This is a genomic window from Flagellimonas oceani, from assembly GCF_011068285.1.
In the GTDB taxonomy this organism is placed as follows: domain Bacteria; phylum Bacteroidota; class Bacteroidia; order Flavobacteriales; family Flavobacteriaceae; genus Flagellimonas; species Flagellimonas oceani.
This window is the reverse complement of record NZ_CP049616.1, coordinates 725,072-748,295: the sequence shown is the minus strand read 5'-3', so window position 1 is coordinate 748,295 and position 23,224 is coordinate 725,072. Positions and strand designations below refer to the sequence as shown.

Genomic DNA, 23,224 nt, shown 5'->3' with positions numbered 1-23,224 from the left:
CCTCTATTTTACTCTTCAAGCTTTCTCTTGTAATAATCGTACATTTCAAATTGAGAACGCAGTTCCGATTGCCCCTTCGCCTTTTTACGGTACGCATTGTCCTGTTTTGCTGAGAACACACGTGCTTTGGAATTGTCCTTCCAAGATATTTCAAACGTATCCAGCAATTCCTGTCTGATATCCGGATCGTAAATAGGACAGCCTACCTCTACCCTAAAATCCAGGTTACGTGTCATCCAATCTGCCGAGGATATGTAAATCTTTGGATTGCCATCATTACCAAAAATGAACAATCTAGGGTGCTCCAAAAACTTATCCACCACGCTAATCGCCTCGATATTTTCACTCATGCCCTCTACACCGGGAATCAAACAGCAGATTCCCCTCACTATCATCTTGATCTTTACCCCTGCCCTACTGGCTTCATAAAGTTTGTCCACCATCTTGTACGAGGTAAGACTGTTCATCTTTATTTTGATGTACGCCTCCTTACCCGCTTTGGCCAATGCAATCTCTTTGTCGATCAACTTGGTAAAAGATGACTTGGTATAATGTGGGGAGACAATAAGGTGCTTGTATTTATTGATTTTATAATTGGTCTCGAAAAAACCGAACACCTTGCTCATATCCTTTAAAATACCTTGGTGGGCAGTGAACAACGTATAATCCGTATAAATTTTTGCGGTAGACTCGTTAAAGTTACCTGTGCTGATGAACCCATATCGTTTGATTCCCTCGTCCTCTTCGCGTTCCACCAAGCAGATTTTACTGTGCACCTTAAGCCCCGGAACTCCAAAAATCAAATTAACGCCTTCATCTTGAAGATAGTTGGCATATTCAATATTGTTCTGCTCATCGAACCGTGCCTGCAACTCTATCTGGACAGTGACATGCTTGCCATTCTTTACCGCGTTCACCAAAGCGGAAGCAATCTGGCTGTCACTCGCCAATCGGTAAATCGTGATCTGTATTCTGCGTACTTTTGGATCCAAAGCGGCTTCCCTCAAAAACTTGGTGACGTAACTAAACGTATGGTAAGGCGCGTAGATCATATAATCCTTGTGCGCTATCATATCCAACAAACTCCCCTTCATGCTCAATCCCTTAACAGGTAGAGGCTCAATTTTATCGTACATCAGATCATGCCTTCCCAAACTGGGGAAGCCCATATAATCTCTACGGTTGTGGTAGCGGCCGCCTGGAATGACACTATCCGTTCCCATGATGTCCATTTTTTCCTTTAGGAACTGGAGTGTATCCTTGTCGATACTTTTATCATAAACAAAGCGGACGGGATCACTGATTTTTCTGTGCTCTACGCTGGAAGAAATCTTTTCGATAAAACTCTTGCTCAAATCATTATCGATATCGAGCTCGGCATCACGTGTAATCTTGATCATGTGCGCGGATATGGACTCGAACTCGAACATGGTAAACACACTGTCCAGGCAAAATCGGATCAGGTCGTCCAACATGATCACATAATCCTTATCCCCCTCTTTGGGCAATACCACAAAACGGTCGATGCCCTTCGGTATCTCGATCAATGCATATCGGTTGTGCTTTTTGCGGGCAGTTCCGTTTTTCATTACCACTTTAACGGCCAAATAGGCTGCCGTGTCCTTCAAAAGCGGAAACTCGGTAAGGTCGTTGAGTATGATGGTCATCAATTCCTGGTTCACCTTTTTGAAGAAGTAGTCCCGAATAAATTCGGCCTGGCTTTCATTTACTTCGGTTTCCCTGATGATGAAGATGTTCTTTTCGCGCAGCTCCTTATCAATCTGTTTAAAAATTTCAAGGCTTCGGGTCTGCTGGTTGATTACGATTTTGGTGATTTCTTCCAATAGGTCCTTGGCCCGTTCTCCGCCCAAAACACTTTTGCCTGTTTTACCGGCATCCACGATCCGTTTTACGGTAGCATACCTTACTTTGAAAAATTCATCCAGATTATTACTGAAAATTCCTAAAAAGCGAAGTCGGTCAATCAGTGGGACACGCGGATCCTTGCTCTCTTGCAATACTCTTGCATTAAAATGCAACCAACTGATTTCCCGATTTATATATTCGTTCTTTGTTTTGATCATCTATTTTTTCAAGTGTTTTGGAAAGACCATTTGTTTAGTGGTTCCTTTTGCTATTTTGGACCAATCGTCCACACCAAATGTAATATGGACAAGTCCGGCCGTGGGAACGTTCTCAATATACTGATCTCCCCAAGTATTTGCAAGCGAAGTAAAGGCATAGTTATGCCCAAAAATGGCAACGGTATCCAAACCATTGTCCAACTTTTGCACAAATTGCTCCACACTATTGCCCGAAAAATCGTAAAGTGCGTTGGTTACGTTAAATTTTGATAGATCAAACCCTAGGTTTCTCACAAAGATCATACAGGTATGCAAGGCTCTATTGGCAGGGCTAGAATATATAAAATCGATTGTTGGCGCATGCAGTCCAAAGGTTTTCGCGACCAAGTGCGCATCGTTGACACCCCGTTCCTTAAGTGGCCGGTCCTTGTCGGAGACATCGTAGTCCCAAGAGGACTTACCATGCCGCATGAGTATTATCTGTTTCATGGGTCAGTGTTTTTATGGTGCCAATCGTTCTATTTTCCAGTCAAAATCTTCCTGCAGGGAATATCTAATTCTATCATGCAACCGGTTGGGACGCCCCTGCCAAAATTCGATGGACATGGGCCTTACAAGATAACCTCCCCAATATTCAGGTCTGGGCACTTCTTTTCCATCATATTTTTGCTCAAGATTCCTCAACTTGTCCTCCAAATATTCTCGGGAAGGCACCACTTGGCTCTGGTCCGAAACCACTGCTCCCAATTGGCTCCCATGCGGACGTGATTCAAAATAACCGTCCGAAAGATTTTCCGCAATTTTCTCTGCTTTACCTTTTATGATCACCTGACGTTCCATGTTGGGCCAAAAAAAAGATAGGCACACTGATGGGTTTGCCGCGATGGCCTTACCTTTTTCGCTGTGGTAATTGGTGTAGAAAATAAAGCCTTCAAAAGTAAATTTTTTCATCAGCACCACCCTGTTTTTTGGGAAACCGTCCAGCCCAAAGGTAGAAACCGTCATGGCATTGGGCTCGTCCACTCCATCCGAGGCTTCAACTTCATGGAACCATTTTTGAAACTGTTCCATAGGGTTTTCCTTGACCGATGCTTCGGTCAATTCACTTTTTTCGTAAGATTTTCTGTAATCGCCAAGGTCTTTTTGCATAGCGTGAAGTTCGGCAAAAATAGGGTGACCTCAAAGCGACGGATTTGTAAAAGTTTTGTAATTTTTTTTAAACGTCAAAATCGAACACCTTACCATCGTCGGCCAATTCCACTACCGGAAAAACTTCCTGAGCTTCCTTTTTGAAGAGTTCAATGGATTTATAACGGGTGGAATAATGTCCTAAAATCAACAGTTTGGCATTGGCCTTCTTCGCGATTTGTGCCGCCTGTTTGGATGTGGAATGTTTGGTTTTCTCGCACAGATGCAGTTCGGAGTCCAAAAATGTGGATTCGTGGTAAAGTACGGTCACATCCTTAATGATGGGCAAAATAGCTTCATTGTATAGCGTATCGCTACAAAAAGCATAGCTTTTCGGTGCAGGAGGAGCCAAAGTGAGCTTTTTGTTGGGAATGATTTTACCAGTGGCATCCACACCATCAACGCCTTTTTTAATGTTGTTAAACTGACTCCTATCCACACCGAATTTTCTGGCCGTATCGATGTCCAGGGTTCGGGGAGCTTCTTTTTCCTCAAACAAAAAACCGTTGGTGTATACCCTGTGAATCAAAGGGACTGTTCGAACAGTAACTTTATCATCTTCAAAAACAAGTTCGGATTCTTTTGATTCCAATTCGTGAAAGATCAAAGGGTAGTTGGTCCATGAATCGCCTAATTTCAAAAATAATGTGATGGCCTGTTTGATTCCTTTCGGACCATAAATATGCAGTTCTTTTTCCCTACCCAGCAATCGAAACGTAGAAATTAGCCCGGGAAGACCGAAAAAGTGGTCTCCATGAAGGTGTGATATAAAAATATGGTTGATCCTGGAAAACTTGACCTTGTACTTTCTGAGCTGCACTTGGGTTCCCTCACCACAATCGATCAAAAAAAGATGATTCTTTATCTCGAGTACCTGCGAAGTAGGATTGGTAAATGTTCGTGGTGTAGCGGCATAACAACCAAGTACGGTAAGTTTCATATGCCAAGGTCGCGTTCTATTTCTTCCATTTCAATAAGATCCTTGGCTTCTTGAAGGGTCGGTACTACGCTTATCTCTTCGGGGATTTCGTCATAACTCAACTTATCCGTCACCAAAACAAAGGATTGACCACCAGACTTGTGCATATTGGAGAGGTCCAAAAACTCTAAAATATCGTTCACTCCCAGTTTGTTGAAAGAAAATAGGTTGACGACAATATTGTCGTGCTTTAGCTTTGGGTATGCTTTATTGAGGTTTTCCAAAAATCCGCTCAAAATGGTCTTTTCTTGGAAAACTATGGTCGTTGTCCCGTCTTTGTCGATAATCATGGTTTACTTAATTTTTGATGCCAAAAGATACAGTACGGCCATTCGAACCGCAACTCCATTTTCCACTTGGTGCAATATAATGGATTGGTCGGAATCGGCCACATCACTGGTAATTTCCACACCACGGTTTATGGGACCGGGATGCATGATCACGATTTCCTTGTCCAAACTGTTCAGAAGTTCTTTGTTTACCCCGAATTGTTGTGTGTATTCACGCGTGGATGGGAAGTAACTGATATCCATTCGTTCGTTCTGCACACGGAGCATGTTGGCCACGTCGCACCATTCCAAAGCCTTTCTCAGGTTGGTCTCCACACCTACTCCCAAAGATTCAATATGCTTTGGAATCAATGTTTTTGGACCGCAAACTTTTACGTTGGCCCCTTGCAATTTCAGGGCAAAAATATTGGAGAGGGCCACTCGTGAGTGCAGAATATCACCAACAATAACGACATTCTTACCTCCTACATCGCCTAGTTTTTCCCGGATGGAAAAGGAATCCAATAATGCCTGTGTTGGATGTTCGTGGGCTCCGTCCCCAGCATTTACAATGGATGCCTTTACGTGCTGTGACAAAAAGATTCCCGCGCCCGGATTGGGGTGGCGCATCACCACCATATCCACTTTCATGGAAAGGATATTGTTTACGGTATCGATAAGGGTCTCCCCTTTTTTTACGGATGATTGCCCTGCCGAAAAATTGACCACATCGGCGGAAAGTCGTTTTTCTGCCAGTTCAAAAGAGAGTTTTGTGCGGGTACTGTTCTCGAAAAAGATATTGGCAATCGTAATATCGCGAAGGGTTGGCACTTTTTTAATGGAACGGTTGATGACCTCCTTAAAGTGGTCGGCCGTTTCAAAAATGAGCGATATATCCTTTTTGTTCAGATACTTTATTCCCAACAAGTGGTTTACACTTAACTCGCTCATTCCCTTTTATTTGCTTACTAAATATACTTTATCTTCACCGTCGTTTTCTTCCCACATCACCTTTACTTTTTCTTCGTTGATGGCATCCACTTGTCGCCCCCTGTAGGTGGGTTGAATAGGTAGATGTCGGCTAAAACGTCTATCTATTAATGTCAAAAGTTCAATGTTACTTGGTCTACCGAAGGATTGAATGGCCGTTAATGCCGACCTGATACTTCTTCCCGTGTAAAGCACATCATCAATAAACACCACTTTTTTGTCCTCTACCAAAAAATTCATTTGTGTGGAATTGGCCTTAAGGATTTCCCCTCGTCCAAAATCGTCCCTAAAAAATGTGATGTCCAAGAAACCAAGGTCAATATGCTTGATCTTGTATTCCTTTTTGAGAATCTTTACCAATCGTTCTGCCAAAAAAACGCCTCTGGGCTGAATACCTATCAAAGCGGTATCCTTAAAATCCAAATGGTTTTCCATTAGCTGACAGGCCAACCGGTGCAGTATGATGTTGATTTCCTTTGAAGTAAGCAGAACTTTTTGACTCATATGCTGTGTGCGACCAACTCGGTTGAATACAAAAGTAAGCAATTCTTTAAAATTTTTAGGACATAAAAAAGCCCCGACTGTTTCCAGCGGGGCTTTGTATCATTGAAAAGTCTGATTACTTTTTCTTGGAATCAGCTTCCATTTTGTCTTTCAATGCTTGCAATGCGGAGTTGGCATCACCAAGGGTCGGAGCGGCTTCGTCGCTGGACGCGGCTCTTTTCTTGGCAGCAGCCTTCACATTTCTATCCTCTTGCTCTCTAAAGATGGCAGTGTGGCTGGCCACAACTCTCTTGAAATCTTTGTTGAACTCGATGATCTTGAATTCGGCCTCTTCTCCTTTTTGAAGCTTCTTGCCGTCTTCTTTTTCCATGTGACGTTGTGGAACAAACCCAACGATGTCCTCGTTGAAGTTGATCGTAGCTCCTTTGTCAACAACCTCTGCGATTGCAGCTGTGTGCACTGTACCTTCAGCGAACTCATCGGAATATTTGTCCCAAGGGTTCTCGGTGGTCTGCTTGTGACCAAGGCTCAATTTGCGGCCTTCCACGTCCAATTCCAATACCTCCACTTCCAAGGTGTCACCAACGGTAACAAACTCGGATGGGTGCTTTATCTTTTTGGTCCAAGAAAGGTCGGAAATGTAGATCAAACCGTCGATTCCTTCTTCCAACTCTACAAATACACCGAAGTTGGTAAAGTTTCTAACGATTCCTTTATGTTTTGATCCTACAGGATATTTAGAAGTGATATCGGTCCATGGGTCCGGAGTCAATTGCTTGATACCCAACGACATTTTACGATCTTCCCTATCCAAGGTCAATACAACTGCTTCAACCTCGTCACCTACGTTTACGAAATCCTGTGCAGATCTAAGGTGTGTGCTCCAAGACATTTCTGAAACGTGGATCAAACCTTCAACACCTTCGGCAACTTCGATAAATGCACCATAATCAGCGATCACAACCACTTTACCTTTTACTTTGTCACCTACTTTGATCTCATCACCTAGGGCATCCCATGGGTGTTTCTCCAATTGCTTAAGACCCAACTGGATTCTTGATTTGTTATCATCGAAATCAAGGATAACAACGTTCAATTTCTGATCTAGGTCCACAACCTCGTTCGGGTGGTTGATACGGCTCCAGGAAAGGTCGGTAATGTGTACCAATCCATCCACGCCTCCAAGGTCGATAAATACCCCGTAAGATGTAATGTTTTTGACCACACCTTCCAATACTTGACCTTTTTCCAACTGGCCGATGATCTCTTTTTTCTGTTCTTCGATGTCCGCTTCGATCAAAGCTTTGTGCGATACCACTACGTTCTTGAACTCGTGGTTGATCTTCACTACTTTGAACTCCATGGTCTTGCCTACATACTGATCGTAGTCACGGATAGGCTTCACATCGATTTGAGAACCTGGCAAGAACGCCTCGATTCCGAATACGTCAACGATCATACCACCTTTGGTACGACATTTTACGAATCCAGTTACGATTTCCTCTTTGTCGTGTGCATTGTTGACACGCTCCCATGCCTTGATGGTTCTTGCTTTTCTGTGGGACAACACCAACTGACCGGTCTTGTCTTCACGGATATCGATAAGTACCTCAACTTTATCTCCAACTTTAAGATCGGGATTGTAGCGGAACTCATTCAAGGAAATCACACCCTCGGACTTTGCATTGATATCAATGATCGCCTCACGGTCTGTCATGTGGACTACTTCTCCTTCCACTACTTCCTCATCGGCAGTGTCCACAAAGTTTTCCTCTACAAGTGTTTCAAATTCCTTAAGCTTGTTGTCATCAACACGCTCAATTCCTTCTTCGTACTTGTCCCAGTCAAAATTCTCAAGAAATTCCTTTGGATCTTGTTGGGGCTGTGTTTCTTCTTTTACTTCTGTTGCTGCGGCAGTTTCTTCTACCTCAACGTTTTGCTTTTCTTCAGCCATTTGCTGATCAAAATTTGTATTCCACGTTTTACAAGAGCTGAACAATTACCGTGGAAGTGGTTTTAAATTGATTTTCTAATTTCCCTTTTTCCCTTGCCTCCTTGCCAAAAGGGGTGCAAAAATACAATTAAATTATTGATATACAAAGACTACAGACAAGGTTTCCGCAAAAAAAGTATTACAATTATTTAATGGCAAAATAAGGGTAGATTGTTTATCTTGAAACTTCTAATTATTAACTGTAAAAAAGTACCCTTATGAGTGTAAAAGCAAAGTATCAACCTGTATTGGACCTAGGCGAGCAATTGGACGTGAAAAACGGCGATGTAAATGTTGAAGGCGACATTTTAAAAATAAAGGGAATGACCAAGACCCAGTATGAAAAAAACTTGCTGTGGGACAAAATCAAGGAAATCGGGGGAGAAAAACCATCCGACATAAAAGCGAACATTACCGTGGAGGATGAATCCGTTTATGCATACCACACGGTAAAAAGTGGTGAATCGTTGAGCAAAATTTCCAAGCACTACTACGGAGACCCAATGAAGTATAACAAAATCTTTGATGCGAATACGGATCAGTTAAAGAATCCAGATGTCATACATCCCGACCAAGTATTGAAGATTCCGAACCTGTAATAGGTTCCAAAACTTATTATCCGAAAAGCGCCCTTTGGGTGCTTTTTTTGACTCATAAAGTTTAAAATGAAAATTGCCGACCTCATTTATTGGTCAATAAAATTCATTGAAAAACGAATCATATCTTAAACTTTCTAATCTATCTAAAAAAATAAAAATTCTACAATAGCATATTAAGATTCTAAAAAAAAAATTAAATGAAAGTTTTTTGGAAGTTTGATTGAAATATATAGTTTTCCACAACGTTCTAAAACTATTATACATAGAGTGTCCATGATAAAAACGTTATTCCACATAGCAATGACTATTTCATTGACATTATTTATTTCTTGCGCAAAAGATGATACTGTAGCTAGCCCTAGTTATATTTCTGACAACAAATATTTTAGCGATGGTGACATTGAAGTTGTTTTTGAAAATGATAAATCAAACGGAATAAATGTAATATTTATGGGAGATGTTTACTTCCAAAACCATTTGGAGGCAAGTGATGGTATTTATCGAAAGCACGCTTTAAATACGATTTCTTACCTTTTTAATTCTACTCCATTTTCTCAATACAAGAAACATTTCAATGCTTATATTATTTATGCTGAATCAAAATTATTCGTTTCTGAAGACAAAAAAAATGAAGTTAAGACACCCTTTGGCAGTTCAGTTAGCCCTGATGGATTACCCTCAATTTCAAATTGGCGCGCCATTGATGGATACGTAAGCAAATTAACCGGTAAACCGCGTGGTGAAAAAGACTTAATTCTTATATCAATAAAATCGCATTCAGGTGGAGGCACTGCTTGGCTAAATAATAATGTAGCCATATTTGGTGCCGAAGACCACAGGGTTATGTTACATGAGGTGGGTCATGCATTTGCCAACTTAGGGGATGAATATGCAAATGAGAGCTATCAACCGATAATACTTCAAGAAGTAGCAAACCTAGACTCAACAAATAATCCAGACTTAATTAAATGGAAACATTTTTTAGGCCTATCTGACTATATTGAAGTAGGGGCTTACGAAGGTGGAAATTACAGGGAATCTGGCTTTTGGAGACCAGAAGAACAAAGTGTAATGGGTTGGGGCTCCTATTTCAATGCGCCGAGTAGAGAAGCAATCGTTAAAAAAATAATGGAGCTTAAAAAGCTAGAATACAATTTTAAAGAGTTTTTAAAAATTGACAAAAGCAATGACAATTCCTCGAAAAAGACTGATTCGGACTTGGAAAATAAAAATTCAATAGAATTGAAATGCGGAGTTAATTTGCAATCACAATAATCATCTTATCAAAAAATTATTAGTCGTTTCTTCCTAATTTGCTCAGGACAAACCCCATAAAAAAATATGGTAAACCCATAAAACCAGTAGGTTGATTGGTGAATTTCCAGTGAAGCTTTAAAAAGAAAAATACTAACTTCACTCCTGTCTGACTACAGGCAGGTATCATACGCTAAAAATCATTGAAACGATATTTAGCTAACAGTTGGCAACAAGCTTATACCACGATCATGAAAAAAACAATTCTTCTAGCAATTTTTTCTTTACTTTTCTTAGGATGTGCAAAAGATAAGGAAGTCGATGGCAAAAAAATCTTTAGGGAATCAATGGATTATCACGATCCTTCGAATTCATGGGAAAATACTACACTGAATATTCATATCCAAGAACCAAGAACACTTAACCCTCACAGATATTCTGTTGTAGAACTGGATAATTCTGATAACACTTTCAGACTAAAAAGGAATAGAGATGATAATATTTCAGAACACATAATTGATAAGAATGGTAGCAGCTCGGTCTTATTGAATGGAGAAATTGCTACCGATACTGCCCTGATTAACAAATACAGGCTAGATCCTTCACGGAATATCGGTTACAGGCAATTCTATCAAATATTTTATGGACTTCCAATGTCATTAGAAAATCGGATTTCTGAAATAAAAAATACTATGGAAACTACTTTTGCAAACCAAGAGTGCTATAAGGTGGAAATAGAGCTTAAAGAACCGATGTTTTCAAAAGATTGGAACCTGTTCATATCAAAATCGACTAAAGAGATTATTGGAATTGAGATTGTCACTAAGGATAAACCGGCTGAGGGTGAGAGACTGTATTTTGAGAAAACCATAACAATAAACGAGATCAGGATTCCCAGAATTAGGCATTGGCACGAACTAAGCGATGATTCTTATTCAGGAACAGATATAATCATTGATATTCTAACTGATTAAGCCAGTTGCCAATAACGTATAACGAACGCATTGTTGTGGAGTTGGTCACACTGCTAAAAAGCCTGACATTTCATTAAAGAAGCTCCTAATCTGAAAAAAAATATAACTTAAAGATTACAAAACGAGCGTTATACAAGAACCGATAAATGCAACTCCAAAAATCTTTTACTTGTTAAACATGCTTCGCAATCACCCGTTTGGTAAACTCAAGGATGCGCTCAAACTGCTCTTCCAAGCCCCTATTACCATTTATCCATCAATTTAAAACAGGCATCCATAAACCCAGAAGGTTTGTTCGTGAATTCCCATTGGAACTTTAATTAGAAAAATACTAACTTCACTTATCGTACGCTAAAAATCATTGAAACGATATTTAGCTAACCGTTGTACACCATTTGACGAAACAATGATATTTCTAATTGACAAAATAGATTCTGAACACCAAGTAATAGTTTACGAAAGCATTGCCGATTTAACTCAAAGAGTTGAATGGCAAGATATTTTTGAAGGAAAGTCAATCATTATCGATGAAAACGGAATTGAATACGAATGGGATTCCTCAAAAAAGAATGAAATCGGAACTGTACACAATTACAGTTTAATTCCTACTTCAAGAGTTTCGCAATTAATCACTGAATGTTTAAAAAGAGTAAAAGTTGACCAAAATATCTGTGAATTTAACTTTTAAGAAATGAGTTGGGACATTGTACTTTTTAATTCAAAACAGAAAATAGAATCAGTTGCAGAATTGGACGAAAACCAACTTGAACCGATTGATTTTACTGAGATATTGGAAAACTCATTTGACCGAATTAATAAAGATGATAACCACAGAGAAATAATCGGAACTGATTTTGCAATTGACTTTTTTGCGGACAATGAACTCTCAAGCAATTTTATGCTTTCATTATACGGAAAAAATGGGATTTACGCTCTAATTGAGCTTGCTAAAAAGCATAATTGGCAGATTTACGACTCTGGAATTGATGGAATGGTGGACTTGGAAAATCCCGAAAAGAATGGATTTGACAATCACAGAAAATATGTTGAACAGACATTAAAAAATAAATAAAAACGGTGTACAACAACACCTATACGCAATGCCCTACGGGACACTGCGCATAGCTAAAACGATAAGTGCAACTCATAATTCCTTTACTTCTCAACCATGCTTCCCAATCACCCGTTTGGCAAACTCATGGATACGCTCAAACTGTTCCTCCAGCCCCATATCGCTATTATCAAACTCAATGGCATCCTTGGCCTTGGTGAGCGGTGAAATAGTTCGGGTAGAGTCGATTCGGTCACGCTCCTCAACATTTTTCAATACTTCGGCATAGGTAACTTCCTCTCCTTTTTCCAATAGTTCTTTGTAGCGTCGGGCGGCACGGGTCTCCGGAGAAGCCGTCATAAACAATTTTAATTCGGCATCGGGGAAGACCACGGTACCAATATCGCGGCCGTCCATCACAATGCCCTTGTCCTTGCCCATCTCCTGTTGAATCTTCACCAACTTTTCACGGACTTCCTTTATGGCAGCCACTGGGCTTACAAAACCGGACACCCGCATGGAACGGATTTCCTGCTCCACGTTCTCATCGTTCAAAAACATATCCGAACGACCGGTTTCGGTGTTGGGAACAAATTTGAGGTTGACCTCGGAGAGTTTATCTATCAAAGCAGCTGAATCGAGCGCACCTTTCTCACTGACAAATCCGTTGTTCAATGCAAAAAGGGTCACCGCACGGTACATGGCACCCGTGTCCACATAAATATAACCTAAGGCAGCTGCCAGCCGTTTGGCGATGGTACTTTTTCCCGTGGAGGAATACCCATCAATGGCTATCGTAATTTTTCCCATACGCCAAAAATAGGCAGAAATATCATGATGATCACATGACAAAGTATCATCTAAAGTTCCTTGGCGTTCTTCACCTTCTGTTTGGTAATGGCCAAATCGATGACCTCGCTCATATCCGTCACGTAATGGAACGTCAGCCCCTTTAAGTACTCGTCCTTAATTTCTTCGATATCCCTTTTATTATCGGCACACAAAATGATCTCTTTGATCTTTGCCCTTTTGGCCGCCAAGATCTTCTCTTTGATACCACCCACGGGCAATACCTTGCCGCGAAGGGTAATCTCACCCGTCATGGCCAAACTCTTCTTTACCTTGCGTTGGGTAAACAGGGAAATCAAAGAAGTCAGCATCGTGATACCGGCACTCGGGCCATCTTTTGGAGTGGCGCCTTCGGGCACGTGGATATGCACATTATATTTTTCGAATACGCTGGCATCGATACCATACACATCCGCATTGGATTTGATGTATTCCATCGCAATCGTTGCGGATTCCTTCATTACCTTACCAAGGTTGCCCGTAATGTTCATGGCCCCCTTTCCTTTGGAAAGAATGGATTCAATGAACAGAATATCTCCACCTACACTGGTCCAGGCCAAGCCCGTGACCACACCGGCCACATCATTGTTCTCGTATTTGTCGCGCTCCAATCGGGCTGGGCCCAAGATGTCCTCAATATTTTCGTTCGTCAACGTAACATTGTACTCCTCCTCCATGGCTATGGATTTTGCAGCATAGCGCACTACTTTGGCAATTTGTTTTTCCAAGCTACGCACTCCGGACTCACGGGTATAGCCCTCAACGATTTTCTCCAATTGGCGCTTGCCGATTTTCAAATCTTTTTTGGACAATCCGTGTTCTTCCAACTGTTTGGGCAACAAGTGCCGCTTGGCAATCTCCACCTTCTCCTCGATGGTGTAGCCCGTTACGTTGATGATTTCCATACGATCGCGCAAGGCAGGTTGTATGGTAGAAAGGTTGTTCGCCGTGGCAATGAACATCACTTTTGACAAATCGTAGCCCATTTCCAAGAAATTATCATGGAACTCGCTGTTTTGCTCTGGGTCCAACACCTCCAACATCGCAGAAGACGGGTCGCCCTGATGACTGCTCGCCAACTTGTCTATTTCGTCCAAAATAAATACGGGGTTGGAGGTTCCCGCTTTCTTCAAGCTCTGTATAATCCTTCCCGGCATGGCACCGATATAGGTTTTTCTATGCCCACGGATTTCTGCTTCGTCGCGAAGCCCTCCCAAGGACATCCGCACATATTCACGGCCCAAGGCCTCCGCCACGGATTTACCCAACGAGGTCTTACCCACACCGGGAGGTCCGTACAAGCACAGGATGGGCGATTTCATATCGTTTCGAAGTTTCAAAACGGCCAAATACTCGATGATTCGTCGCTTTACATCTTCCAGACCGTAATGGTCTCTGTCCAAAATCTTTTGGGCCCTTTTTAGGTCGAACTTATCTTTGGAAAATTCGTTCCACGGCAAATCCAGCAACAGGTCCAAATAGTTTCGTTGAATGGAATATTCGGCCACTTGAGGGTTCATGCGCTGCATTTTGGAAAGCTCTTTCTCAAAATGCTCTTGCACTTTTTTGCTCCATTTTTTCTTTTTGGCCTTTTCTGCCATTTCATCCACCTCTTCCTCGTAGGACAGCCCACCAAGTTCCTCCTGGATGGTCTTCATTTGTTGGTGAAGGAAATATTCGCGCTGCTGTTGGTCCATATCGCTACGCACCTTGCTCTGTATATCGTTGCGCAGTTCCAACTTTTGAAGTTCCATGTTCATGTACTTCAAGGTGGCCAATGCCCTTTCCTGAAGATTTGGCATCTCCAAAAGTTGCTGTTTTTCCTTTACGGGAAGATTCAAATTAGAGGATACAAAATTGATCAAGAACGAATTGCTCTGAATATTCTTAATAGCAAAAGTCGCCTCACTGGGAATGTTTGGATTGTCCTTGATGATTTTGAAGGCCAGTTCCTTGATGGAATCGATGATGGCCTCAAACTCGCTACTCCGCTCATCGGGACGTTCTTCCTTGGCCTCGCTCACCTGCGCTGTAATGTATGGCTTCTCGGTGAGCACCGCATCGATCTTGAACCTTTTTTTACCTTGGATGATCACCGTGGTGTTGCCATCCGGCATTTGAAGTACCCGCAAAATACGTGCAACGGTCCCAACGGTATTGATGTCTTCCGGACCCGGGTTTTCCACACTTTCGTCCTTTTGGGACACCACTCCAATGGTCTTGGAGCCGTTATTGGCATCCTTGATCAAATTGATGGACTTATCCCTCCCGGCAGTAATCGGAATCACCACACCGGGGAACAAAACGGTATTTCTAAGAGGCAATACCGGCAAGGTTTCCGGTAAGCTCTCCTTGTTCATCTGTTCCTCATCTTCCGGGGTCAACAACGGAATCAACTCGGCGTCTTCGTCCAAGCCCTGTAGTTCTATATTGTCAAAATTGGTTATTTTCATCTCTCCCATATCAACTTTTCGGTCATTTTGTCATAAAAGACAACCGACCCACATTTTTATTCCACATTCAAGCTCCCTCAAACCCCTAAAAATCAAAGTTTAGAGCGGTTCTTAAGCTTATTGTCACCCATTAGTTGGCAATTCCTGTGCCATTAAAAATCAAATTTTAAGAAAAAAGTGTAACAAATGGTAAATTGGCTCATCTATAAGACAAACCAATCATTTTTTGAGCCAACAAAATGAACATATTGACACACTGCTCCAGTTGTGCATGCAGGGCAAACAAAGCGCGCAGCTAGAGGTTTACAATCGGTACTACAAGGCGATGTACAACACCGCTTTTAGGATTGTAAAACATACTGCGGAGGCCGAGGATGTGATGCAGGAATCGTTCCTGAGCGCATTTACCAAATTGCACACCTTTAAGGGAGACGTCGCCTTTGGAGCTTGGTTAAAGCGGATCGTGATCAATAACAGCATCTATCATTACAAAAAGCAGCAAAAAAAACGTACTGACGATTTGGATGATATAATGTACAAGGTCGAAGATAACGAAGGAGTTGCTTCAGATCAAAATGGTTACACAGAACTGAAGGCTCAAAAAGTGATGGAAACCATGAAAAGTTTGAAAGACAATTACAGAGTTTCTTTGACCTTACATTTAATTGAAGGGTACGATTACGAAGAAATAAGCGAAATAATGAATATAAGCTATGCTAATTGTAGAACCATGATTTCGAGGGCCAAAGAAAGCCTCAGAAAAAAATTGACCGTAAATGTTTAGTTATGAAGAAAGATAATTTAGATCATCTGTTCGAGAGACTCCAAGGGGAGTTTGATGTAGAGGAGCCCCAGGGCGGGCACCAGGAGCGGTTTTTGGAAAAATTGAACCAATCCCAGGGCACCGTTGCCCTACATAAAAAGAAAACATCTTGGTGGAAGCCCATGTCCATTGCGGCATCTATTGCACTGGTGGCACTTTTGGGGTACCAAGCCTTTGGTCCACAGCCCACCCTTAAACAACAGGTAACAGAAATAGCCCCCGAGGTTTCCAAAACCGAGTTCTATTTTGCGAATTTGATAGAAGAGCAGGTAGCGGAACTCAAAGACGAAAAAACACCGGAAACGGCACAATTGGTAGATGACACCTTGGCACAACTGGCCAAGCTGGACAAAGACTACCAATCCCTTGAACAGGATCTGGTCGATGGCGGAGACAGTAAGATCATATTGAGCGCAATGATCACCAATTTCCAGACACGCATAGACCTTTTAAAAGAAGTTTTGAGCCAAATAGAAAATATAAAGAATTTAAAAACACAAAATGATGAGAGCTTTACAATTTAAACACATCTTTTTCGCCTTGGCTTTTATTCCCCTGGTCGTTAGCGCCAATGTGGATAATGACAAATTGAACGGAAAGTACACCAAGGAAAAAACAATAAAGAAAGAATTCAAAGTTAATTCGGACGCCCTTTTGAAGGTAAGCAACAGCTACGGCAACCTCAACATTACCTCTTGGAACGAAAACAGGGTGATGATCGAGGTTCACATCAAAACCAATGGAAACGATGAGGACCGCGTAAGGGAACGTTTGGAAGAAATCAACGTAGACTTCGACAACAGCGCCAGTATGGTAAGTGCCATTACCGATTTTGGAAACGGCAACAGTGGTTGGAACTGGAGCTGGGGCAGAAGAAAAAGCGTGAGCGTACAGGTCAACTACACCATTAAACTTCCCGTGAAGAACAGTGTAAACCTGAGCAACGACTACGGCAACATTATGTTGGACAGGATTGATGGACATGCCAAAATAAGCTGTGACTACGGTAAAATGGATATTGGCGAACTACATGGACGCAATAACGAGTTGCGGTTTGATTATACCTCTCGTTCCACCTTTGGGTACATTAACAGTGCTGAAATCATCGCCGATTACTCGGGCTTCACCATCGACAAGGCTGGAAACCTTATCATTAAGGCCGATTATACCAACGGTGTTGTGGAAGAAATGGACAATCTTCAATACTCCAGCGATTACGGTTCCATAGATGTTAGAAACGTGAAGAACGTAGATGGTAACGGGGATTACATTGGGGTTAAACTGGGCAATGTACACGGTAATGTTTCCATTACCAGCGATTATGGCTCCATCAAAATTGACAGATTGGCACCGGACGCCGGCAACGTGCAGATCCGAACCGATTACACTGGCATCAAAATCGGTTACGATTCGGGCTATAATTTTGACTTCGAAATTTCTACCGAGTATGCCGGAGTAAGTGGCAAGGAAGATTTTGAGATCAACATCAGCAAAGAAAAATCCACCGAAAAATACTATAGTGGTTACTACGGAAGTCCAAACTCCGGAAACAAAGTGAGCATTACCAGTGACTATGGTGGGATATCATTTTACAGAAATTAACATCAATTCAAAAACAATTAAAACTAAACACAAGATCATGAAAAAATTTATCACACTTTCGCTTGCATTGGGAATGTTGGCCTGTACCAACGCACAATGGGGCAAAAAAGTAAAAGGGAACGGCGATGTGGTTACCATTGAACGCTCCGTAGGCGACTACGACGAGGTTGCCATGGCCGGGTGGTTCGATGTAGAGTTGGTATCCGGTAGCGAAGGCGAAATCACGCTAAAAGGAGAGTCCAATTTATTGGAACACATCGTAACCGAAGTTAAAAATGGCAAACTGGTCATCAAGGTGGAGAAAGGTATGAACCTTAGGCCCTCCAACTGGAAAAATGGCATTTACGTAACGGTTCCCATAGAATCCATTAATGGGGTGAGTTTATCGGGCTCGGGAGACCTTGTTGGAAAAACGACCATTAAGGCTTCCCAATTCAGCACAGCCATGTCCGGTTCTGGCGATGTTACCCTAACCGTGGAGGCAGAAGAAGTAGATGCAGCACTTTCGGGCTCCGGGGACATCAATCTATCCGGTAGGGCTACAGATTTTACCGTTACGGTTTCCGGTTCCGGCGACATCAAAGCTTTTGATTTGGAAGCTGATTTTGTTAAGGCCACCGTTTCCGGCTCTGCGGATATCAAGGTCACTGCCAACCAATCTTTGGAAGCCAGGGTTTCCGGCTCCGGTGACATTCAATATCGCGGCAATCCCAAAAAAGTAAATTCCAAATCTTCAGGTTCTGGGGATATTACGAAGGTATAATTCTGAGTTTATCATCAATCAAAGACTGAAAAAGCCCTGAAGATCTCAGGGCTTTTTTATGTTCTTAATTTGATGCCTTCACCTTGTTGACCCGAAGGAGCAGAAAGATGCCAATCAAAAAGAATAGCCCCAGAAAGATAGTGCTGTTCCGCATGCTTCCCGTAAGTTGGGCGATAATACCATACATAAAGGTTCCTATGATGATACCTATTTTTTCGGCCACATCATAAAAACTAAAAAACGATGTGGTATCCGTAGTCTCCGGCAAAAACTTGGAATAGGTGGAGCGGGACAGGGCCTGAATCCCTCCCATAACTACACCGACCAGACCTGCTGCAATGTAAAAATCCATCGGGGTCTGTAAAAAATAGGCATACACACAAAGCAATCCCCAAATTACATTGATAACGATAAGGGTGTTTATGTTTCCGTAAGCCTTGGAGGCACGTGCTGTGACCGTAGCTCCCAATATGGCAACAATTTGTATCAACAGAATACTTACGATCAAGCCCATGGTCCGTTCATCATCCGAGCCCCAAACAATTTCTTCCTCCCCAAAATAGGTGGCGATAAGCATTATAGTCTGTACGGCCATACTATAGGTGAAAAATGCGCCTAGATACCGTTTTAACTTTCTATTCTCGCCGAGCTGTTGCCATACCTGCTTTAATTCTTTAAAACCATTTAAAATGATATGCTTCCGTTCCCCTTCCCGCTTATAGCCTTTTGGTAAATGTGCAAAGGTGTATTGACTGAACAGCATCCACCAGATGCCAACCGAGATGAAGGAATATTTCATGGCCTTGATCTCCGCAACTTCGCCCCCACTATCCGTGATGCCAAAAAAGTCGGGTTTCATCACCATAAAAAGATTGAAAACCAATAAAATAACGCTTCCAATATAACCCAATGAAAACCCTTTGGCACTTATGCTATCCTGCTGATCCGGAAAAGCGATGTCCGGCAAATAGGAATTGTTGATGGCAAAACTCACCCAAAAGCCCACCAGTCCGAAAAAATAACAGACCAATCCAAAATAAATATGCTCCAGAGAGAACCAATACAGCCCAATACACGAAGCCGCCCCCAAATAACAGAAGAACTTTAGAAAAATCTTTTTATTCCCCAAATAATCGGCTACGCCGGATACCAATGGTGTTACAATGGCAATAAACACAAAGGCCAAGGATGTTACATAACTGATCAAGGGCGCCCTTGCTATTTCGCCACCAAAAATGGTGACTTGCTCAATACCCGCCGTTCGGAACAGCAGGCCATAAAAAAGCGGGAAAATGGCAGAGGAAATCACCAAGCTGTAAACCGAATTGGCCCAGTCGTAAAATGCCCACGCGTTCAACAGTTTCTTACTCCCCTTTAATGCCAATGTTTGTACCATAACTTTTATCACAAAAAAATGTCACTTCGAATCCCTGTGAAAAACCCTTTTTGGTGTCAGTTGGATTTTTCGTCTGTTTCGAAGTGACATTTAAAGTTCGTTGTTTATAAATCTATTCGAAGGATGTTACCCCAAATTTTCGCGCTTCTTGTTTTGCGGCCGGTGCCCAAGCTGTCAGATTGCTGATCCTTGTATCGTTGGATGGATGCGTGCTCAAAAACTCCGGTGGCGCCTGTCCGCCCGATTTTGCTTTCATGCGCTTCCAAAGTTCGGCGGCCTCACTGGGGTCGTAACCTGCAATGGCCATAATCTGAAGTCCTATCCTATCCGCTTCGGTCTCGTGGCTCCGACTAAAGGGAAGCATTATCCCAACCTGAGAGCCGATTCCGTACGCTTGATTGAACAATCCAAGTGTCTTTTCATCCTGTATGGCCACATTTCCGGCAACAGCTCCAATTTGCTGCAATGTACCGGCGCTCATACGCTGAGCTCCATGATCGGCCAAGGCATGGGCCACCTCGTGCCCCATGACCACGGCAACACCGGTTTCATCTTGGGTAATCGGTAAAATTCCGGTATAAAAAACAATCTTTCCGCCTGGCATACACCAAGCGTTCACGGTTTCGTCCTGTACCAGATTATATTCCCATTTGTAATCTTTTAAATATCCGGGGTAACCATTGGCATTCAACCAACGCTCGGCAGCAGAAGCTATGCGCTGCCCGACTTTGGTTATCATTTTTGCATCGGAGGTACCCGTAACGACTTTATTTGTTTCCAAAAATTGGTCATATTCGGCAAAAGCCATGGGGAACACTTGACTGTTCGGGTAAAAATTCAGTGTGCTTTTTCCTGTAAACGGATTGGTCTTACAAGCAGCAACCGCTAAAAAGACCAAACCAGTCAAAACTATCTTTTTCATATGGTAAATAGTGTTTTTATCTAATGAAATTTACGAAATTTTATTTTCCAAAAATATGAAGCTCCGTAAAATCCTTGCCTACCTCTATGGAATTGTTACCATTTAATTTGATTGAGTTCAAATCTACTTCCTCGTTGTCCACCTCTACGGTATCAATCGTGAAAGGCAATCCATGGAAGGACATTTTAAAATTATCGTATGGAGTTATAAAGTTGCCATCCTTGAATTGTTGGATGATCAATTCATTCTCCTTGCCCGTCAATTTGAAACGCCGCAGGCTATATCTACCTTTTTTATAATCATACCCATCTTGCTGGTCCTCGTAGACTTGTGAGTTTTCCGTGCCGGCCTTATAATATACATCGATGTTCAATTTTTCGATTTCCTTTTCCCCAACATATTGCTGTACGGGATATTTTGGAATCATCGCACCTTCCTTCACAAAAAGTGGAATTCGGTGGATTTCGGCGGAAACCCATCGCTCCACGCCTCCTTCGGTCAACTCGTCCGTCCAGTAATTGTACCAATTTCCCTTCGGAAAATACATTCTTCTGCCTTGGGAATTGGGTTCCTGTACGGGACATACCAACATTTGTTTGCCAAAGATGAACTCATCGGTACGGAAATGGGTCTGATGGTCCTCTTGATCATAAAACACCAAGGACTGAAGCATCGGGAACCCTTCTTTGATATAATTGTAGAACATCGTGTACAAGTAGGGCAGCAATTGGTACCTCAATTCAATGAACTCGCGTACAATATCGGTAATTTCATCCCCGAACGACCAAGGTTCCTGATCGCCGTGGTCCCCACTGGAGTGTACCCTGCAAAACGGGTGAAAAACGGCCAACTGCATCCAACGGGCAAAGAGCTCGCCGTTGGGCTGCTCCGCAAATCCACCGATATCGGAACCTACAAAGGAGTAACCGCTCATGCACATTCGCTGCATTTGTACATTGGCGATCCACAAGTGTTCCCAAGTGGCCACGTTATCACCTGTCCAAGTGGCACAATAACGCTGTGTACCCGAATAAGCCGCTCTTGTAAGCACGAAGGGCCTACGGGGAAACATAAATTTTTTAACGCCCTCATAGGTAGCCCTTACCATCTGCATTCCGTAGACATTGTGCGCTTTTCGGTGACTACAGGGGTGGCCATCATAGTCGTGCCGCACATCCAAATTGGCGGTTTTTGATGGCACTTCCATAATAGCGGGTTCGTTCATATCGTTCCAAACCCCGCTAACCCCCATCTCGGCTATCATTTCCTTATAAAGTTCGGCCCACCATTCCCGTACCTCGGGATTGGTAAAGTCCGGAAACTTACATTCGCCCGGCCAAACTTTTCCCTTAAAGTGGGGGCCATCTGCCCTGCGGCAGAAGAAACCATTGTTCATGGCCTGCTGGTACACCCAATAATCACGGTCTATCTTTATTCCTGGGTCTATCATGGTAATGGTCTTAAAACCATCATCCTCCAATTCCTCTATCATTTTTTTGGGATTGGGAAAATATTGATTGTTCCAGGTAAAGCAACGGAATCCTTCCATGTAGTCAATGTCCAAATAAATGGCATCGCAGGGAATGTTCAATTTTCTAAAGGTAGTGGCGATATCCCTTACCTTTTGCTCTGGAAAGTAGCTCCATTTGGATTGATGGAAACCTAAAGCCCATAAAGGCGGAAGTTCAGGGACACCGGTCAGGTCGGTATAGGACTCCACCACGTCCTTCATTTGTGGGCCATAGAAAAAATAGTAGTTCATTTCCCCTCCATCGGCCCAAAAACTGGTTACGTTTCGTTTTTCGGCGGCAAAATCGAAATAGGTACTGAAAGAATTATCGAAGAATATACCGTAGGCCTTGCTTTCCTTGAGTCCAATGTAGAACGGTATGGACTTGTACAACGGTTCTTGATCCTTTCCGTAGGCGTAGGAATCCGTGACCCAATTGTTGATACGCTTTCCTTTAAGATTGGTATGGGATGCTTTATCGCCCATCCCGTAATAGCTTTCACCAGAGTGACAAACTTTGCTCATTTTAACCACGTTACCGCCATAATCAAAGTTTTCTTCCCAATGGAACCCAAGTTCATCTTCCGTAAGAATGACATTGTCCAAATCGGTAATCTGGACCTTTAGGTTTTCCTTATTGATAAAAATCCTGATCTTGGAAGTGGTGATCACATATTCCGGTATCTCGTCCTCAATGGTCAATTCGTTGTACCCAAGGTTGACGTCCTCACTAATGGCATAGGAAAAATCCGGTTCAAAAACATATTCGGTAGCATACCTAAAACGCACCACACTGTCCCTTAAAATGGTAACTTGTAGGATAACACCGTTTTGGGTGGTAAAATATATTTTTTCGTTTTCTTGTTTAAAGTCTACGATATGGTTTGGGGACTGATTCCCTCTAGTTGCAATTTCCGTGTTGGTTATCATCTGTAATCAGTTGAGGTTCACAAAAGAAATATAAAAGCCTGAATAATTAAAAATATGTTTTGAAAAGCAATCAACTATAACGTTTTAGTTG

22 protein-coding genes are annotated in these 23,224 nt (G+C 42.3%); 9 read left to right on the top strand and 13 right to left on the bottom strand.

Annotated elements, in window-relative coordinates; genetic code table 11:
* Positions 1 to 8: 8 nt before the first annotated feature.
* The 8 genes from ppk1 to rpsA all read right to left on the bottom strand — a co-directional run bounded on the left by ppk1 (position 9) and on the right by rpsA (position 7,968).
* Positions 9 to 2,084, bottom strand: coding sequence for a polyphosphate kinase 1 (gene ppk1, locus GVT53_RS03515; protein WP_166247447.1), 2,076 nt, complete (start codon positions 2,082 to 2,084; stop codon positions 9 to 11).
* On the bottom strand, positions 2,085 to 2,573 hold the full coding sequence (locus tag GVT53_RS03510; protein WP_166247446.1) for a SixA phosphatase family protein: 489 nt from the start codon (positions 2,571 to 2,573) through the stop codon (positions 2,085 to 2,087).
* A gap of 12 nt (positions 2,574 to 2,585) precedes the next feature.
* Positions 2,586 to 3,233 carry a pyridoxamine 5'-phosphate oxidase gene (gene pdxH, locus GVT53_RS03505; protein WP_166247445.1) on the bottom strand — a complete coding sequence of 216 codons (648 nt, stop codon included), beginning with the start codon at positions 3,231 to 3,233 and terminating at the stop codon, positions 2,586 to 2,588.
* A gap of 67 nt (positions 3,234 to 3,300) precedes the next feature.
* Positions 3,301 to 4,212, bottom strand: a complete 912-nt coding sequence (locus tag GVT53_RS03500) for a ribonuclease Z (protein ID WP_166247444.1) — start codon at positions 4,210 to 4,212, stop codon at positions 3,301 to 3,303.
* Positions 4,209 to 4,541 (bottom strand): ribonuclease Z, encoded by a 333-nt coding sequence (locus GVT53_RS03495; protein WP_166247443.1) that lies wholly within the window; start codon positions 4,539 to 4,541, stop codon positions 4,209 to 4,211. Before GVT53_RS03495 ends, GVT53_RS03500 begins: the two co-directional genes overlap by 4 nt.
* 3 nt (positions 4,542 to 4,544) lie before the next feature.
* Positions 4,545 to 5,471, bottom strand: a complete 927-nt coding sequence (locus GVT53_RS03490) for an aspartate carbamoyltransferase catalytic subunit (RefSeq protein ID WP_166247442.1) — start codon at positions 5,469 to 5,471, stop codon at positions 4,545 to 4,547.
* A 6-nt stretch (positions 5,472 to 5,477) separates the two neighbouring features.
* Positions 5,478 to 6,014: a bifunctional pyr operon transcriptional regulator/uracil phosphoribosyltransferase PyrR gene (gene pyrR, locus GVT53_RS03485; protein WP_108245023.1), complete on the bottom strand. Its 537-nt coding sequence runs from the start codon at positions 6,012 to 6,014 to the stop codon at positions 5,478 to 5,480.
* Between the two features lie 115 nt (positions 6,015 to 6,129).
* Positions 6,130 to 7,968 (bottom strand): 30S ribosomal protein S1, encoded by a 1,839-nt coding sequence (rpsA, locus tag GVT53_RS03480; RefSeq protein ID WP_166247441.1) that lies wholly within the window; start codon positions 7,966 to 7,968, stop codon positions 6,130 to 6,132.
* A gap of 257 nt (positions 7,969 to 8,225) precedes the next feature.
* On the opposite strand from rpsA, the gene GVT53_RS03475 reads away from it, so the two are divergent.
* The 5 genes from GVT53_RS03475 (at position 8,226) to GVT53_RS03455 (ending at position 11,906) form a co-directional block, all read left to right on the top strand.
* Positions 8,226 to 8,606: a LysM peptidoglycan-binding domain-containing protein gene (locus GVT53_RS03475; RefSeq protein ID WP_166247440.1), complete on the top strand. Its 381-nt coding sequence runs from the start codon at positions 8,226 to 8,228 to the stop codon at positions 8,604 to 8,606.
* Positions 8,607 to 8,879: 273 nt separating this feature from the next.
* The gene (locus GVT53_RS03470) at positions 8,880 to 9,881 is read left to right on the top strand and encodes a M64 family metallopeptidase (RefSeq protein ID WP_166247439.1); all 1,002 of its coding nucleotides are present in this window, start codon (positions 8,880 to 8,882) and stop codon (positions 9,879 to 9,881) included.
* Positions 9,882 to 10,111: 230 nt separating this feature from the next.
* Complete coding sequence (locus tag GVT53_RS03465) at positions 10,112 to 10,834, top strand: DUF6503 family protein (RefSeq protein ID WP_166247438.1); 723 nt, start codon at positions 10,112 to 10,114, stop codon at positions 10,832 to 10,834.
* A gap of 361 nt (positions 10,835 to 11,195) precedes the next feature.
* The gene (locus GVT53_RS03460) at positions 11,196 to 11,522 is read left to right on the top strand and encodes a hypothetical protein (RefSeq protein WP_166247437.1); all 327 of its coding nucleotides are present in this window, start codon (positions 11,196 to 11,198) and stop codon (positions 11,520 to 11,522) included.
* A gap of 3 nt (positions 11,523 to 11,525) precedes the next feature.
* Entirely contained in the window at positions 11,526 to 11,906 is a 381-nt protein-coding gene (locus GVT53_RS03455; protein ID WP_166247436.1) for a hypothetical protein, read from the top strand.
* A gap of 90 nt (positions 11,907 to 11,996) precedes the next feature.
* On the opposite strand, the gene cmk is transcribed toward GVT53_RS03455, so the two are convergent.
* Positions 11,997 to 12,695 carry a (d)CMP kinase gene (gene cmk / locus GVT53_RS03450; RefSeq protein ID WP_166247435.1) on the bottom strand — a complete coding sequence of 233 codons (699 nt, stop codon included), beginning with the start codon at positions 12,693 to 12,695 and terminating at the stop codon, positions 11,997 to 11,999.
* Between the two features lie 50 nt (positions 12,696 to 12,745).
* Positions 12,746 to 15,196, bottom strand: a complete 2,451-nt coding sequence (gene lon / locus GVT53_RS03445) for an endopeptidase La (protein WP_166247434.1) — start codon at positions 15,194 to 15,196, stop codon at positions 12,746 to 12,748.
* Positions 15,197 to 15,413: 217 nt separating this feature from the next.
* Here lon and GVT53_RS03440 point away from each other — a divergent pair, with 217 nt between their 5' ends.
* The 4 genes from GVT53_RS03440 to GVT53_RS03425 are packed head-to-tail and all read left to right on the top strand — an operon-like array spanning position 15,414 to position 18,375.
* Entirely contained in the window at positions 15,414 to 15,971 is a 558-nt protein-coding gene (locus tag GVT53_RS03440) for an RNA polymerase sigma factor (RefSeq protein WP_166247433.1), read from the top strand.
* Positions 15,972 to 15,973: 2 nt separating this feature from the next.
* Positions 15,974 to 16,534, top strand: coding sequence for a hypothetical protein (locus tag GVT53_RS03435; RefSeq protein WP_166247432.1), 561 nt, complete (start codon positions 15,974 to 15,976; stop codon positions 16,532 to 16,534).
* A complete protein-coding gene (locus tag GVT53_RS03430; protein ID WP_166250406.1) occupies positions 16,515 to 17,612 on the top strand; it encodes a DUF4097 family beta strand repeat-containing protein in 1,098 nt (365 codons plus the stop codon). Before GVT53_RS03435 ends, GVT53_RS03430 begins: the two co-directional genes overlap by 20 nt.
* A 37-nt stretch (positions 17,613 to 17,649) precedes the next feature.
* On the top strand, positions 17,650 to 18,375 hold the full coding sequence (locus tag GVT53_RS03425) for a head GIN domain-containing protein (RefSeq protein WP_166247431.1): 726 nt from the start codon (positions 17,650 to 17,652) through the stop codon (positions 18,373 to 18,375).
* A 64-nt stretch (positions 18,376 to 18,439) separates the two neighbouring features.
* Here the strand turns inward: GVT53_RS03425 and GVT53_RS03420 are convergent, their stop codons facing one another.
* The 3 genes from GVT53_RS03420 to GVT53_RS03410 all read right to left on the bottom strand — a co-directional run bounded on the left by GVT53_RS03420 (position 18,440) and on the right by GVT53_RS03410 (position 23,133).
* Positions 18,440 to 19,771 carry an MFS transporter gene (locus tag GVT53_RS03420; RefSeq protein ID WP_166247430.1) on the bottom strand — a complete coding sequence of 444 codons (1,332 nt, stop codon included), beginning with the start codon at positions 19,769 to 19,771 and terminating at the stop codon, positions 18,440 to 18,442.
* Positions 19,772 to 19,883: 112 nt separating this feature from the next.
* A complete protein-coding gene (locus GVT53_RS03415) occupies positions 19,884 to 20,693 on the bottom strand; it encodes a M48 family metallopeptidase (RefSeq protein ID WP_166247429.1) in 810 nt (269 codons plus the stop codon).
* A 40-nt stretch (positions 20,694 to 20,733) separates the two neighbouring features.
* On the bottom strand, positions 20,734 to 23,133 hold the full coding sequence (locus tag GVT53_RS03410) for a glycoside hydrolase family 31 protein (RefSeq protein WP_166247428.1): 2,400 nt from the start codon (positions 23,131 to 23,133) through the stop codon (positions 20,734 to 20,736).
* Positions 23,134 to 23,224: the final 91 nt, after the last annotated feature.

Bases quoted from the DNA above. Each gene is read 5' to 3' on its own strand.
- ppk1 (WP_166247447.1), bottom strand. From the start codon at position 2,084: ATGATCAAAACAAAGAACGAATATATAAATCGGGAAATCAGTTGGTTG.
- GVT53_RS03510 (WP_166247446.1), bottom strand. From the start codon at position 2,573: ATGAAACAGATAATACTCATGCGGCATGGTAAGTCCTCTTGGGACTAC.
- pdxH (WP_166247445.1), bottom strand. From the start codon at position 3,233: ATGCAAAAAGACCTTGGCGATTACAGAAAATCTTACGAAAAAAGTGAA.
- GVT53_RS03500 (WP_166247444.1), bottom strand. From the start codon at position 4,212: ATGAAACTTACCGTACTTGGTTGTTATGCCGCTACACCACGAACATTT.
- GVT53_RS03495 (WP_166247443.1), bottom strand. From the start codon at position 4,541: ATGATTATCGACAAAGACGGGACAACGACCATAGTTTTCCAAGAAAAG.
- GVT53_RS03490 (WP_166247442.1), bottom strand. From the start codon at position 5,471: ATGAGCGAGTTAAGTGTAAACCACTTGTTGGGAATAAAGTATCTGAAC.
- pyrR (WP_108245023.1), bottom strand. From the start codon at position 6,014: ATGAGTCAAAAAGTTCTGCTTACTTCAAAGGAAATCAACATCATACTG.
- rpsA (WP_166247441.1), bottom strand. From the start codon at position 7,968: ATGGCTGAAGAAAAGCAAAACGTTGAGGTAGAAGAAACTGCCGCAGCA.
- GVT53_RS03475 (WP_166247440.1), top strand. From the start codon at position 8,226: ATGAGTGTAAAAGCAAAGTATCAACCTGTATTGGACCTAGGCGAGCAA.
- GVT53_RS03470 (WP_166247439.1), top strand. From the start codon at position 8,880: ATGATAAAAACGTTATTCCACATAGCAATGACTATTTCATTGACATTA.
- GVT53_RS03465 (WP_166247438.1), top strand. From the start codon at position 10,112: ATGAAAAAAACAATTCTTCTAGCAATTTTTTCTTTACTTTTCTTAGGA.
- GVT53_RS03455 (WP_166247436.1), top strand. From the start codon at position 11,526: ATGAGTTGGGACATTGTACTTTTTAATTCAAAACAGAAAATAGAATCA.
- cmk (WP_166247435.1), bottom strand. From the start codon at position 12,695: ATGGGAAAAATTACGATAGCCATTGATGGGTATTCCTCCACGGGAAAA.
- lon (WP_166247434.1), bottom strand. From the start codon at position 15,196: ATGGGAGAGATGAAAATAACCAATTTTGACAATATAGAACTACAGGGC.
- GVT53_RS03435 (WP_166247432.1), top strand. From the start codon at position 15,974: ATGAAGAAAGATAATTTAGATCATCTGTTCGAGAGACTCCAAGGGGAG.
- GVT53_RS03430 (WP_166250406.1), top strand. From the start codon at position 16,515: ATGAGAGCTTTACAATTTAAACACATCTTTTTCGCCTTGGCTTTTATT.
- GVT53_RS03425 (WP_166247431.1), top strand. From the start codon at position 17,650: ATGAAAAAATTTATCACACTTTCGCTTGCATTGGGAATGTTGGCCTGT.
- GVT53_RS03420 (WP_166247430.1), bottom strand. From the start codon at position 19,771: ATGGTACAAACATTGGCATTAAAGGGGAGTAAGAAACTGTTGAACGCG.
- GVT53_RS03415 (WP_166247429.1), bottom strand. From the start codon at position 20,693: ATGAAAAAGATAGTTTTGACTGGTTTGGTCTTTTTAGCGGTTGCTGCT.
- GVT53_RS03410 (WP_166247428.1), bottom strand. From the start codon at position 23,133: ATGATAACCAACACGGAAATTGCAACTAGAGGGAATCAGTCCCCAAAC.